The organism is Paenibacillus albidus, assembly GCF_014644435.1.
Classification (GTDB): Bacteria; Bacillota; Bacilli; order Paenibacillales; family Paenibacillaceae; genus Paenibacillus_AQ; species Paenibacillus_AQ albidus.
Genome location: NZ_BMKR01000028.1, coordinates 37,263 through 51,592, shown reverse-complemented (window position 1 = coordinate 51,592; position 14,330 = coordinate 37,263). Strand labels below are relative to the sequence as shown.

Annotated in this window: 12 protein-coding genes; 1 reads left to right on the top strand and 11 read right to left on the bottom strand. The window is 43.3% G+C overall.

The features are described from left to right. Positions 1-161: 161 nt before the first annotated feature. The 6 genes from IEY53_RS24735 to IEY53_RS24710 form a co-directional block, all read right to left on the bottom strand. Positions 162-1,154 (bottom strand): LacI family DNA-binding transcriptional regulator, encoded by a 993-nt coding sequence (locus IEY53_RS24735; protein ID WP_189029769.1) that lies wholly within the window; start codon positions 1,152-1,154, stop codon positions 162-164. Positions 1,155-1,198: 44 nt separating this feature from the next. Beyond that, a complete protein-coding gene (locus IEY53_RS24730) occupies positions 1,199-2,287 on the bottom strand; it encodes a glycoside hydrolase family 172 protein (protein WP_189029768.1) in 1,089 nt (362 codons plus the stop codon). 14 nt (positions 2,288-2,301) lie between these two features. After that, the gene (locus IEY53_RS24725; RefSeq protein ID WP_189029767.1) at positions 2,302-3,135 is read right to left on the bottom strand and encodes a carbohydrate ABC transporter permease; all 834 of its coding nucleotides are present in this window, start codon (positions 3,133-3,135) and stop codon (positions 2,302-2,304) included. 1 nt (position 3,136) lies between these two features. After that, positions 3,137-4,012 (bottom strand): carbohydrate ABC transporter permease, encoded by an 876-nt coding sequence (locus IEY53_RS24720; protein WP_189029765.1) that lies wholly within the window; start codon positions 4,010-4,012, stop codon positions 3,137-3,139. A gap of 93 nt (positions 4,013-4,105) precedes the next feature. Beyond that, complete coding sequence (locus IEY53_RS24715; protein WP_189029763.1) at positions 4,106-5,437, bottom strand: ABC transporter substrate-binding protein; 1,332 nt, start codon at positions 5,435-5,437, stop codon at positions 4,106-4,108. 52 nt (positions 5,438-5,489) lie between these two features. Then, complete coding sequence (locus IEY53_RS24710) at positions 5,490-6,953, bottom strand: glycoside hydrolase family 32 protein (protein ID WP_189029761.1); 1,464 nt, start codon at positions 6,951-6,953, stop codon at positions 5,490-5,492. A gap of 193 nt (positions 6,954-7,146) precedes the next feature. Between IEY53_RS24710 and IEY53_RS24705 the strand changes: the two genes are divergently transcribed. Then, the gene (locus IEY53_RS24705; RefSeq protein ID WP_308424253.1) at positions 7,147-8,022 is read left to right on the top strand and encodes an ROK family protein; all 876 of its coding nucleotides are present in this window, start codon (positions 7,147-7,149) and stop codon (positions 8,020-8,022) included. Between the two features lie 453 nt (positions 8,023-8,475). On the opposite strand, the gene IEY53_RS24700 is transcribed toward IEY53_RS24705, so the two are convergent. The 5 genes from IEY53_RS24700 to IEY53_RS24680 all read right to left on the bottom strand — a co-directional run bounded on the left by IEY53_RS24700 (position 8,476) and on the right by IEY53_RS24680 (position 14,113). Next, a complete protein-coding gene (locus IEY53_RS24700) occupies positions 8,476-8,946 on the bottom strand; it encodes a glycoside hydrolase family 32 C-terminal domain-containing protein (RefSeq protein ID WP_189029759.1) in 471 nt (156 codons plus the stop codon). Beyond that, complete coding sequence (locus IEY53_RS24695; RefSeq protein WP_189029758.1) at positions 8,876-9,475, bottom strand: class I SAM-dependent methyltransferase; 600 nt, start codon at positions 9,473-9,475, stop codon at positions 8,876-8,878. The genes IEY53_RS24700 and IEY53_RS24695 overlap by 71 nt, the downstream gene beginning before the upstream one ends. Before the next feature lie 705 nt (positions 9,476-10,180). Further along, positions 10,181-11,944 carry an ABC transporter ATP-binding protein gene (locus IEY53_RS24690; protein WP_189029756.1) on the bottom strand — a complete coding sequence of 588 codons (1,764 nt, stop codon included), beginning with the start codon at positions 11,942-11,944 and terminating at the stop codon, positions 10,181-10,183. Between the two features lie 45 nt (positions 11,945-11,989). Then, positions 11,990-13,786 (bottom strand): ABC transporter ATP-binding protein, encoded by a 1,797-nt coding sequence (locus tag IEY53_RS24685; RefSeq protein ID WP_189029754.1) that lies wholly within the window; start codon positions 13,784-13,786, stop codon positions 11,990-11,992. 18 nt (positions 13,787-13,804) lie between these two features. Continuing rightward, positions 13,805-14,113, bottom strand: a complete 309-nt coding sequence (locus IEY53_RS24680) for a hypothetical protein (protein WP_189029752.1) — start codon at positions 14,111-14,113, stop codon at positions 13,805-13,807. Between the last annotated feature and the right edge of the window lie 217 nt (positions 14,114-14,330).

The following is a 14,330-nucleotide window of genomic DNA, read 5'->3' as shown; positions in this document are numbered from 1 at the left end:
TTGATGGAAAGCAGAGGACCCACCGTCTGGTATAATTCCTTCATTTAGGGCGTGTATTCAAACCCGAACCGGAGGAAGCTTTCCTATTCTCCCTGCTTTGCATCCTCTCATTCCTCCCATTCCGGGGGTTTGAATACACTGCCCAGTGTTCCACTAGTCTTTCAGCTGGTATGCCGGACCATTAGTTCAATTGGAAAAACCCGGTCAACCGGTTCCAAATGCTCTTCTTTGGATTCAATGGATTGAATGATTAGTTCCGAAGCATTCTGGGCTAAATCATTAATCGGATGCCGGATGGTTGACAGACTGAGCAGCTCGGATACAGTCGGCATGTCATCCACACCCAGTACCGCAAGGTCCCCCGGTACTGACAGGTTCAAGTCCTTGCAAGCCTTCAGCACTCCTATGGCAGAGATGTCGTTCAGACAGAACAACGCCTGTGGCAGTTGGTCATTTTTCGCCAGCTGCGTCACGGTTTCATACCCGAAGCTTTCAGTCATGTCTCCAGTGATGACCGTTGTCAGATTCCCCTTCTCTTGCAGAGACTGGGAGGCCCCGTTTAACCGGTCATCAAACCCGGGAACCTGACCATGCGGATAGGTCAGCACAATGATTTTTTGATGCCCCTTAGACATCAGATGTTCGACTCCCGTCTGGCCGCATTGATAGTCGTTAACACGAACGATATGCGCTCCATAGGATAAATTATGCCGGCCGATAGTGATTACCGGTACGTTGAGGTCCATAAGCTTGGGCATGAATTTTTCTGTCTCCAGGGTTGCTTTAACAATAATTCCATCGATCATCTGGATATTCATAAAGATTTCCTCGAAGTCGAGGAGAATCAGCTTGTATCCCATCGTCTTCAGGGACTGTTTGAGTACCTTGGCAAAATGCAAAAAATATAAATCTTCGAAATAACCATCGTATGTGCTGCTGGAAAGAACCAGTCCGATGGTGTGCATTTTGCCGGTGATCAGACTTTTGGCAACGGGGTTTACCTGATACCCGAGCTTTGTGATCGAGTCGCTTATCTTTCCTCTCGTTTCCGGACCCATTTTATGAAAATTACCGTTCATAAAATGGGAAACGGTGGCGGGAGATACACCTGCATCTTTAGCGACTTGAACTAAAGTAACTCTCTGTTTTGCCATTTGCTGCACCTCTGCGAATTTACTTGCACAACTTGCATCCGCGCTTAACGCGGACGTCTTTCCATTACGCCCGGAAATTCCGGAAACGCTTGATGTGGTTCGGTCTGGTACCAATAGCTTATGGAGCTGATGTCATCGCTCCGTTCAAATAAGGCTTGGCCGTCATGTCCTATTTGCTGTACGGTCACCCGCAGGTCCTCTTCGAACAGAATCGGATCAAGGATATGCCAGCGGTAGAAACCCCGCATCGGGCAAGCGGCCCCGTCATAAATATGTGAACGGGTGTTGTCCCTCGTCGCAAAATAAGGGAAACCCATAAATGGGGTTGAGTAGGTCTGCTCCTGCACCGGGTTTCCGTTGTCATATTTCACAAAACCCCACGCACCGCCGAAATAGTCCTCTGCCCCGGTACCGCAAATCGTCGGCCAATCCCGGTCGCCGTCAATATAGAATTTCACTTCTCCTTCACCATACCAATAACGGGATAAAGAAGTCCAGGACATATAGGTGCCGATAAATTTGCCTCTTCCTTTAATTCCATCAATTAAGGTGTAATCCTGCCTAAGCACAGTGGGATTTTCTCTGCGGAATTGGGCATGAAAATACTCGGTATCCTCATCCAATTCATCAACCAGCATATAGTCGAATTGATAGAAAAACGCCTCAATGCCCTGCGGATGCTCATTCGTAATGGTTATTTTGGCAGCTTCGCGGAAGGGCATGGCGAAGTAGCTGTTCATGCCGCCGACCGGATTCACCACAACCGGCAGTGAATTGACAACCGCCCGCGCACCGAAGCCGTTGCAGAAGAAATCGCCGAGGGGAACTTCAACGGAGGGCGTCTCTTCGCCGTCCCAATACATGCGCAGAACCAGATCGCGCAGGACGAACCAGCCTGATTCAGTCTTATCGGTTACGGTCATCCAGATATGCTGGATGATCCCGGGACCTTCAATATCAACAAGTGTTGCGGTTTCTCCCTGCGCGAGCGGGATGAACGCCTTGCCTTTGCGGGCAACGCCCAGGGGGCCTTCCGCTTGGCCGCCTTGTCCCTTGAGGCCCTGCGGATTCTCCGCTGTAATGGCTCTGCTCTTGCCTTTCATTCTGCCAAATAGCTGATTCATTGATTGCATGGTTAATCGTCTCCTTATCCTTTGACTGCGCCGTCCGACACACCGGCCATCACATATTTATTCAGGAACAAGTACACAACAATAATGGGAATAATGCTGATGCTGATTGCCGCAAAAGTCTGGCCCCAATCCGTAGCCCCAAAAGCGCCGATAAATTCTTGGAGCCCTACGGCAATCGTCTTATATGCTTTATCGTTCGTGAACGTATTGGAGAATACGAAATCATTCCAGATAAAAATAAAGTTTATCGAAGCTACCGTAATGGTTGTATTGACGGTAAGCGGCGAAATAATTCTGAAGAATACCTGAAAGATATTACAGCCGTCGATCACCGCAGCCTCAATGAGTTCATTCGGAACATATCTGTAGAAGCTGGTGAAGATCAGAATGGACAAAGGCAGAGCAAAACCAACCTGCGGCAGGATCAGCGCCAGATACGAATTCAGCAGCCCGTAATCTTTGTACATAATAAACAGAGGAATCAGCGTAACCTGAATCGGAATCATAATGCCAATCGTAAAGAACATCAGCAGCTTTGAATTCAGCCGGTTGATCATTTTGACAAGGGCAAAACCTGCCGTTGCGCTCAGGATGATGATCAGTGCCAGACAGGTAAAGGTTACAATAGCCGTATTCTTGATATACAGCAGCAGACTGCTCTCCCGAAATACACTGGCATAGTTCTCAAACGACCAGGACGCAGGCATTGCAAATGGCTGGGTAGTCAACTCGATGCTCGATTTAAAGCTGGACAACATCAGCCAGACTACCGGGTAGATTTGAATCAGAAGAATCGCAATGACCAGGAGATACAAAAGTGAAGAGGAGAGCTTTTTCTTCGCAAACATGTCAGGCATCTCCTTTCCTTGAATTAAATATAGCCCGGATGAGCAGCACCGCGAGAAGACTTTCGATAACGATGAACACAGCGATCGAGCTTCCGTATCCATACTGGATGGTGGAGAACGCTTGCTTATACATATAGGTGGTAACTAGCTCGGTAGCAGACCCTGGCACACCGATAATGTAAGGAATATCGAAGCCCCGCAGAGCCCCCGTTGTACACATAATCAAAGACAGGCTCAGCACATGTTTGATGCTAGGAAGCTTAATATAACGAATCAGCTGCCAGCCGCTTACGCCGTCAATTGTAGCCGCTTCTTCGATTTCTTTGGGGATCGCAATCAGCGCCGCATAAAAGATAACCATATACATCCCGATAAACCGCCACCCCTCAGGGATGGACACGGCGATCAATGCCGTATGGGGATTGGAGAGCCAGGCGGACTGAAGATGGCCCAGGCCCACCCAGTCCAGGAACATATTCAGCAGACCGAGAGGCTGAAGGGAATAGAAATTACGGAACATTTGGGCAATAGCTACGGTTACAACAACCGCCGGCAAATAATATAGGGTTCTGAAGATTCCTGCACCTTTGGTGACATAGGAGAGCATCAAGGCAAAAAACAAGCCGATGAACACCTGCATAAATACCACAATCACCACGTATACCAGATTGTTTTGTACAGAATTCCAGAAATACGAATCTTTGAACAACGCTATATAATTATCAAAGCCGATGTAACGCGGCTCCTGAATGCCATTCCATTGCTGAAACCCGTATTTCAGGGACTGGATAATGGGGACAAAGACTGTTCCCAGATAAAATATCAAAGCCGGCAAGATGAAAATTAACCACGCCTTTTTGTCTTTAAGCACATTCATATAGGGTCACCCCGCTTCTGTAATCACACTATTATTGATAAAGGGCTCCACCCGGGCCTGCAAGGCCGGGTGGAGCATGATCAGGCCCGGATTTTATTTACCGGCTGTGTTCTTAGCAATGGCCTCATCAATCTGTTTGGCAAAGTCCTCTGGAGTCATAAAGCCCATGGTCAGTTTGGTAATCAGGTCGCTCATCACCGAGTTGGTGTTCGGATCAAGCAAAGTATCCCAAGGCTTGGCAAACTCTGAGCCATAGTTGTCCATATCCTTTTTGATCCGCAGGAACAGCTCGGAGAATTTGGACTCGTCATCAATGGTGAATTTAAGCGGTGACATTTGTTGCTTGGCTACATAGACGTCGCTGTAATTTTTCAGCACATAGCTCAGGAATTCCTTAGGCAGTCCATCGAATGTTTTCGCGGAAGCCCCGAGTCCGATACCGCTGTTGCCGAAGAATTCATTATCCGGTGTGACAGCCTTGCTGGTGGTTGGCAGATAGAAATAATCCACATTGCCCTTGAGTCCTTCCGGCAGACTTTCTTCCACGAAGGATGGTATTTCCCAGGTTCCCATGTTGTACATGGCAGCCTGGCCGTTCAGGAACAGATTTTTCGCTGTCGTATAATCGGTTGTAGCGAAACCTTCCTGAAAGTATTTCCCGACTTGAGAAGCGAAGTTAGCCGCCTGCATGCCCGCCGGATCCGACATTTTGGCTTTGCCCTGGCTCAAATCCCGGATGAACTGATTGCCTGTGGTCCGGAACGGGTACATTGCCGCATAACGCAATACCGGCCATACATCAACACCGTCTACAGCGATAGGAGTAATCCCCTTGTCTTTAAGCGCTTTGCTGACTGCAAGCAGATCATCCAGGGTTTTAGGCACAGTAAGGTTGTTATCGGTAAATATTTTTTTGTTATACCAGGTCATTTCCATATGGTATTCCATCGGCAGGAGATACAGGCTTCCATCCGGCAGCTCCTGGTATTTCAACGCGGGCTCATAGAACTTATCATACAGCCCCTCCTCCTTCAGGAATTTCTCCATGTCCACAAGCAAGTCGGCTTTGACGAGTTCCTGGGCGAACGGGTCGGCATCACTGTCAATGAAATCCGGCATCTGTCCGGAAGCGACCAGCGTTCTGAGCTTAGTTAGGTAAGAAGGTCTGTCTGCGGTCACCTGAAGATCCAGCTTAAAGCCGGGATGATCGGCGGCGAACCGGTCGGCAAGCTCCCGAACCGTCTGGACAATGGCCCCGTTCTCCGGTCTGGCCGAGAGCCAGGTCACCGTTTGCTCCTTAGGCGCATTCGAGGCACCGGCCTCTGAGCTATTGTTGTCTGCGGAGCTGCCGCAGCCCGCCAGAGCTGCCCCGGCCAGGGAGAAAACTGTGAGCCCAGTGATAACCTTTGACATTTTCTTTGTCATTTTAAAACCCCTCCAATATATATCTTATAAGTGCCGTAAAACCATCCTGTGATCAAAGCTCACCAGCTGTTTTTAGGGTAATGTCCTGAACGTTTACAGCACCTTCATTGGCAAAAAATCCAAAATGGCCGTCTTTGAAGTTATAGATTCGTGTAGTCATTGCAACTTCATTATTGACATAAAGGCATAAGATATCTTCTTCCAGAAGCAGTTGGAAGTGAATCCGGCTGTGGCTCGCAAAATCAAACGGACGCTCCAGCTCAATCATTTGCGGCCTGTCCCCGGCAATTTGCCATTGAAAAAATCCCGGCTCCGTTCTCGGCCACATATCAAATGTAATCCGGTTGTGGAAAGGATCAAATTTGATGAAATAACCATTGTCCAGCGCCTTATCCGTGCGAACCGCGATCCCAAAGTCCTTCACATGCTGCCAATCTGCAAAGGATGCTTCAAGCATGACCTGAGCAGGCAGTGGGTTAAGCACGCTATAAGCCAGCCCATCCGGGGAAGAGAGCTGCAGCCCGTTCTCCTGCTGAATGCAATTTTTCTTCTCTTGCGGCCGAATTTGTTCTTCCCTATTAAAATGTCCATAGATAGAAGACGGCATTCTCACAAGTAATTCACCCTGTTTATTCTGGTGCAGCTCATGGACAACCAGAGTGCCTGCCCACTCCCAATCCCCGTAATCATTCGAGCCCTTTTTCGAAGGAACCCAGCCAAAGGCGTACCGCTTCACGCCGTCTGATGCTGTTTTGGCTGCATAGAATCCCCTGCCGTCAAAGGTGTCCAACGTCGGTGATGTGTATAAGCCATCGATCGTTTTGCTCTTTTTATAGTGGGTAACGAACTTCTCACTGAAGGTGGAATAGACCAGATAATGCCATTCCCCCATCTTGAAATAATCGGGACATTCCATCGTAATGTATTTGTCCGGGCTGTAGAAGGGTTTACAGTATTTCCAGTGGAGCAGGTCATCGGAAGTTAGAAGTGCGATGCACCCGCCTCTTTTCTCGGAAGAATTCATTTCCCTCGCCGTGACCAGCATCCAATATTCCTGCTTCTCTTCGTTGAAGAATACGTAGGGATCACGCCAATCATATTGCTCATAGATCACTTCATCCCCGTAAAGCTTGAAGCCGCTATCCTTCGTCCAATGAATCCCGTCGGTGCCGGTTGCCCGCAGCACAACTTGTAAGGGCTTACCATTCTTGCAAAACGCGGGGTTGGGGTTATGTCCCGTGTAGAAAAGATGGTACACACCTTCCTTGTCCTTGATGACGGAGCCGGTATAAGCATTCCGGTCTAATGCGGTTTCATCACCGTTCGGCAGAACCTCTCCGTAATCCTCAAAATCAAGTCCATTTCTGGTGGCCAGTAAATTCCATGAGGTATGGTTGCCATAGTCCCCCCCCACTCTCTCATCATGAAGATAGTAGAGCTTGTACTCCCCATTGTCATAAAACGGAATCACATCACCGACCCAGCCATTCCGGGGTCTGTAGAATACTTTACTCATCATCATCATCTCCATTAGTAAAACGTTTTACAAACATATAGTATCATAATTTTTATTCTTGTCAACGGTTACATTTATTTGTATAGTGAGTTTATAGGTATATTGAATACTTAGTGAAATATTATTTGGTAAAACGTTTACCAATAAATGAGACGGGGAAATTTATTCTTTCCATCCAGGAGGAGAACACATTATGATCATTGGGGCGATTGAAGCAGGCGGCACAAAATTCATCTGCGGAGTAGGCAATGAGAAAGGAGAAATTCTGGACCGGATCAGCTTTCCGACGGAGACTCCGGAGGAGACCCTGAAGCAGGCGGTTGCTTATTTTAAGGATACAGGGGCTCTGGCTATCGGGATTGGATCGTTTGGCCCGGTGAATATGGATTTATCCAGCCCCTTATATGGACATGTAACAACTACGCCCAAGCGGGGCTGGAAGGGGTTCGACTTCGTCGGGTATATGAAACGGCATTTCCCTGTGCCAATCGGATTCGATACGGATGTGAATGCTGCGGCCTTTGGTGAAGTTAAATGGGGCGCGGCTAAAGGATTGGACAGCTGCGTCTATTATACAATCGGAACAGGTGTCGGAGTGGGCGTGTATGCAGAGGGCAAACTGATCCACGGACTTGTTCATCCCGAAGGCGGCCATGTGCTGACCCGGCGGCATGCAGAAGATATCTTTGAAGGCTTGTGTCCTTATCATGGCGACTGTCTGGAGGGATTGGCGGCAGGACCGGCTATCGAGAAGCGTTGGGGCATCAAAGGCTCTGCGTTGCCGGCTGATCATCTGGCGTGGGAGATGGAGGCGTATTATTTGGGTCAAGCCATTGCGGGCGTGATTCTTCTATTGTCTCCAAAGCGTGTGATCCTGGGCGGAGGGGTAATGCACCAGGAGCAGCTGTTTCCGCTGATCCGCAAGGAAGTCCGCAAAGCTCTGAACGGGTACGTGGCAGCGCCGGAAATCCTGGAGGACATGGATACTTATATTGTTCCTCCCGGCCTGGGTGACCATGCGGGCTTGTGCGGTGCTCTGGCACTGGGGATCAAGGCTCTGCAGAGCTAAGACACGAATGGTTGACATGCAGCATTCCGCCGGGTCCCTTTGCGGGCTTGTGCTTGGTCCCTTCACGATCAATCTGCAATGATCCGGACAGGAGATCCGTTATTGGGGCGGATCAGGCGATTTAGCAGGTCAAACGGACAGAGATTCCGCTAAATGACCTTTTGCCCCTCATTCTGAGCCTGTACGGACGAATTAACGGATCCTGAGTCCGAATCAACCGGAAAATCAGGTTTTTCCGCTAAATTGCGTATCCTCTGTCCGTTTCACTAAGCTGAAAGCGACACGATTCCTTCTGCATCACCTGTAACTTATCATCTGAAGCCTACCAAGTTATCCATAAAAACCGGAGACCGCCCGTTATCATATACGGGCGCCTCCGGTTTACAAGGCTTGATATATCATTCAGACAATAGCGCCTATCCGCATCGGGCTTCCCACTTAGGTTCACCATGCCTAGCGCAGCTTCCAGACGTCTAGTGAAATGATGCTGACACTTCCCCCTCTGACGAAAATCTCCAGACCTATACTGGCGGGGTCCGGATAGATGTTGTTGGTCATGACTGTCCGATAACTATCTGCATAAACCTCTACAACGCTGGTGTCGACAAAAATATGAAGCATCAGCGGCTCCCCACCAGTTCTCTCCAAGATGGCATTTTGAGCGCCCTCGCTCCAGCCGTCTGAGCGGGAACGGTCAAAGGTCAGTACACCCGTCTGCTTATGATAGAGAAGCAATGTCTGCTGCACGCCGTCCCCGGAACTCCTGAGTACAAATCCGATTTCTTCAGCGGTACAGCCGGACATCTCAAACTCTGCTATGATCACAAGGCAAGGCTTCCCAGATATTTCGGGATCAGTATTTCCTGATTTTGCTGATGAAAAATGGGTATTCAGGGAAGGCTTCGTATAGATCTTTTTGCACAATATGATATATAGTATTACTTATATACTCTTCCAGCATTTCAACGGGCGTATATTTTAAACTTGCCATAAACATCAAATGTCCTCCATGCTTAATTAAACGAAAACACGAATCCAAGCATTTCTTGAAGTCTCCGGTTTCATTAATGGCGGACCCAATGAGGGTTACAAGATCAAAGGCTTCTTTAGGCAAATCGGAGTCGAATAAGCTCCTGCATACAACCTTTGATGGATTCGGATGCTGCTCCCTCATTTGTCTATACTCAAATGTCTCGCAAATACTTTCGTCAATATCAATGCTGGTTAAACTTCCTTTTCCCTTAAGCCAATACCCCAGGTAATCGTCCCAATCTCCAGTTCCGATGCCAACATTGCATACCTCAATACCATCAAAATGAACAAAGGTCTTCTTTATGTAGTCTCTTGTCACCAGCTGTGTGTGAATGCACTGTGGAGAGGAGTTCCATTCTCCGGCATCCGGACCTTTGAGTTCCAGATAATATTGAAGTAAATTCTCATCATCCATGTTCATTGAAGATCCCCCGATCCTTTAAATATATTTTAAATTTCTCCAATTTCTATTTATTTTTTATAAACAAGGTCTAGGGTGTAATCTTTTATGCAAGAGAAAGAAAAAATAATAGGGTTTTATACTTTACAAAATTCAGGTTAATTTATAGTTAATATTTCTGGATAGCATTTCTTCTCCCAATTCAAAATATTATTCAACAACGCTACCACTTTCTTTAAAAATTACATTATTATTCGTAATATAATACTTAATCATTAAATTATAGACAGCTTCCATCGTCACCCTTATCTCTTTTAATTGAATCAAAATCTCATTACTTTCAATATTCAACTCTTTATATATATATACTTCATGCGGTCATAGTTTATATTTTTATGCTCTAATAGAGTGCGAAAATATCTCATATCTAATATTTGAGTTTCTCCGCTCTGAAGCGTTGATATTAATAGAGTTATAACATTGACTCCAAATACAAATGCGTCCTCACGGTTAAAAGTGTTTATACCATTCACTTTATATGTATTAATACCTTCTAAGTAGTGGCTTATTGATTCTTTGATTTTTGCAATATCAAATGATTGTCATAGTTTCCCGTTGCTTTTAAAAATATTATCTCGTTAGAGTCACTCAAATAATAAATTGATTTAAACATATCTTCAAAAGTAACAACGCACTGGCAAAGGAGTTGGGTTTTTTGAAAAAAACTCATTCACTATACCACTTCCTCTGAGATTCATACATACTTTTATATTCACCATCAGTATTAATAAGTTGTCTGTGATTACCATCCTGCACAATCTGACCATCCTTCAAGACAATAATTCTATCGGCAATCTTAGCTGAACCCAACCTGTGAGTAACTAGTATCGCTGTTTTGTCATTGCAGATGTTTATAAAGTCATTGTAAAGGCGTGTTTCTTCCAGAGGGTCAATGGCTGCCGTCGGCTCATCCAAAATAATCAAATCACTATGTCTAAATAACCCGCGTGCAATAGCTATACGTTGCCATTGACCACCCGATATCTCTATACCGTCAAAATCGCGGCCGAGCATAGTATTTAATCCGTCTTTATAGCTCTCGTCTTTCAAAAGAACCCCCGACTTATCACAAATATCCATAAGCATTGCTTCATTTGCAGGTTTGTCCATCTGGCTGATGCTCAAATTTTCCTGAACGGTCATTTTGTATTGGCCATATTTTTGAAAGACGGCGGATGTGTTGTCATAACTCAAATACCTAACAGGTATATCTCCAAAAGTGACTTCTCCTTCAGACGCCTCGTATAGTCCCATAATTAATCTGCATAAGGTTGTCTTGCCACTGCCGTTCTCTCCAACTATCGCTAAGGTTTGTCCATTATGTATTGTTAAACTGATGTTATCTAGAGCATTCTTGTCAGTCATTGGATAGATGAAACTCACATTATTTAATTTAATATCATAATTTTGAGGCTTTGACATTAGTTTTTCAGGGTTGTTTTTTTCGCTGATGAAGTCTAAAAAGTTTTCAACAGTTGCAACATTTTCAGATGCCCAACCGATTCTTTCAGAAACCAATTCACTCATAAAACTATAAAGCCTATAAATAGACGCTAGAACGGCTGCAAAGGCCCCAACAGAAATTTCTTGGTTCATTACAAATCTAAAAAGCATATAGATTATAATTCCATAACCTATTACTGTTACAATATCTAAAATTAGATTGAGAAGATTTTTTTTAAGCTGAGCTATAAAAACAAGTCGATTTAACTTTCTAAGAGAAGAGGTATATAGCCTATTAAAGAAATCAGTTGCGCCAAGCAGTCTGGTCTCTTTAAAAAACTCCTTGTCTGTCATACATCTTTCATAATTCTCATATTCTCTTCTAATAGGTGCGGAGCTATCTTCTAATTTTTTAAAATTCATTACGTGCACCAATTTAGAAAGTACACATGGTATGAAGACTATCACAATACTTATACCTAGAATAGGTTTAAGAGTAAACAGGTACCACCCCATAAAACCAAAATAAATAGTATAGAAAAATACCAAATCCAAAAGAGTTAAGCACACCCACACCATATTGCGGCTTCCGTTTATCGCCTTATTTATAAAGTCAAGGCGGTTGGTGTCCTCAAATTCAACCACATTTATTCTATCAATACTTTCATGAATTAGCCTGTTCGTTCGTTTGCCAACATTTATATCAAGGATTCGTGCATGGCAATTATCCACACCGTTCATTAATTGACATAATGCATACGTTAATCCCATGCCAATTAAATACAATATGATAGTTCCAAAATCAATTTTATTTGCGGCATAATTTTGAGCCATGTCAAAAAACTTTTGCATGAATAATACTTGCAGAGCCCATGAGGCGCCATGAATGGTTGTAAAGAAAATATGTAATAAAAACATGGCCGGATTCGCTTCAAACATTATTTTTATGCCCTTAAGGCTGTTTATGAAAAAGCCTTTGCTCTTCATTATCCTCATTCATCCTTTAAAAATACAAAATTAATTAAAACATTATTATATATCCGTTTCATACCAGGATTTCTGGCTAGCAAACATCTTACTGTATATACCATTTTCTAGCGACATCAATTGTTCATGAGAACCTTGCTCCGCAATATATCCCTCGTTTACAACCAATATTTCATCAGCTATTTTGGCAGCGCCCAATCGGTGAGTTATGTAGATTGAAAATCTGTCTTTGTTAACCTGCCTAAACAGTTCGTACACGTTGCTTTCGGCCAATGGATCCAGTGCAGCCGTTGGTTCGTCCAAAATATTTATTTTAGAGTTTGAATACAACAATCTAGATATAGCTAGTCTCTGCCACTGCCCTCCGGATATGTCCTTGCTGTTTTCTTTTACCTTACCAAGGTAGGTATCCATACCAAACTCTAAACTCTTTACTACATCATCCAAGCCCATTTCTGAAACAATATTCACAAGTTTCTCTTCATCGGTTTTGATAATATTTCCGATAAGAATATTGTCCTTAAATTTCAATGAATATTTAGCAAAATCCTGATAAACCACAGAAATTAGTCCTTTTATTTCAGCAAATGTATAATCTCTAATATTTTTACCATTTATTAATATTTCGCCTTCAAATTCGTCATACATACCTACTAATAGTTTCGTAATAGTTGTCTTCCCTGCACCGTTTACTCCTACGAAACAATAATTTGTATTGTGATTCAATACGAAAGAGCAGTCCTTTAATATATAGCGTTCAGTCCCCGGATATTTAAAGCTCACTTTCCTAAATTCCAGGGATTTAAACACAAAGGAGTCAACATCGGCCGGTAAAACACAAGCATCTTTTTTTTCGCTTAGCTTTATAAAGATTGAAAAGTCATTCAGGTATTCTTTTAACCGTGCATACTCATACATAGTACTTGATAATTGCCACGACATATTCTGAACCAAACCGTAAATTGCATTGACGAGGGCTATAAAAACACCAAGGGAAATCCCCCCACTATGAAGCGAAGGCAACAGTAGTGCCACAATAATAATTACGATTAACAATGTAACCATGGAACCGCTTTTCATGTTTATATAGCTTTTAATTTCAATTTTAGTTTCAATCTTACTTGACTCATTGTAAAGCTTAGCAAACTTTTCACTAATAGGTGTGCTGTAGGAAAATAGCTTACGTTCCTCAGCAGAGTCACGGTTTGTTAAAATGCTTGATAAATAATTGTATTTTCGCTGAATCTTCTGAGACTCCACTTCCATTTCATAATTTTTCTTCCCTGTTTTCATAGCAATATAAAATAAAGGTACACTTATAAAAATTATAATTAGACCGCTTATAAAAGTAGATGACATAACGATCATAAGCAATGAAAATGAGCTTATTAAAAGTGTTGCTCCCCTGAATAAATTATTTAGTCCAGCCATAAAATTCCCTAACGGATCTGAGCATACCCTGTTTAATATTTCCTGTGTATCATGGTTTTCAATATGCTTGTACTCCAAACGAGCATGCTTTAGTGATATCTCTTTTTTCAGAATCGCATTCAGCTTATTTTGACCTGAAGTATCAATAATTTGTGTAATTGACGGAACAAGATTCGTAAACATCACAAAACACATTATTAATACGATAGGTAAATAAATAGACGAATAATCAGTTTTTCCATTAAAAATATCCATCGCAGTATTAATAAAATTTGCTATAACAAGGGTCTGGTAGGCAGGTATAAGCGAATTTAAAATAGTAATTAGAATAGCATAAATAGTTTGCGCTGGTATTATTCTTAATGGTAGAATCAAATAATCTAATGTCTTATATTCTTTTGGTTTAAACATTTTGCCCCCCATTTTAAATTAACAATAATTAGATAATCTTATTTCTGCACATGATTTCGCAAATGTATCACAAGAAAAAACACTATTACCATCAAGCAATGCCATTCCCGGGCATCTATCGCACTCATACTTATGTATATGTCTATGTCTAGTTATCTCATCAATCTCCTTCAAGATTAACGATAAATCATCTTTTGCTATTCTTAACTCCTTCGGTGCTTCATTTCCATCAGTTTTAGAAAATATAAGAGGAGAAACATGAAAAATAAATTTATTTTGGTGACAAAAATCTTTAATAGCTTTAAAGTCACCCATATTAATATTCATTAAAGGGGTTTTGACCCTTACTCGAATATTGTATTTCTTCAGAAGCTGCAGATTATACAACAATTTCTCTAATGATCCTTTTGCTCCTGTAATAGAGTCGTGAATATCTTCTCGTAACGAAAATACAGTTGTGGAGAACTCAGAAATATACAGGTCTTATTTTTGTATATAAGATATTCCTGTCACAAAATCCACACCTCTCCTCACATCCTCTAGA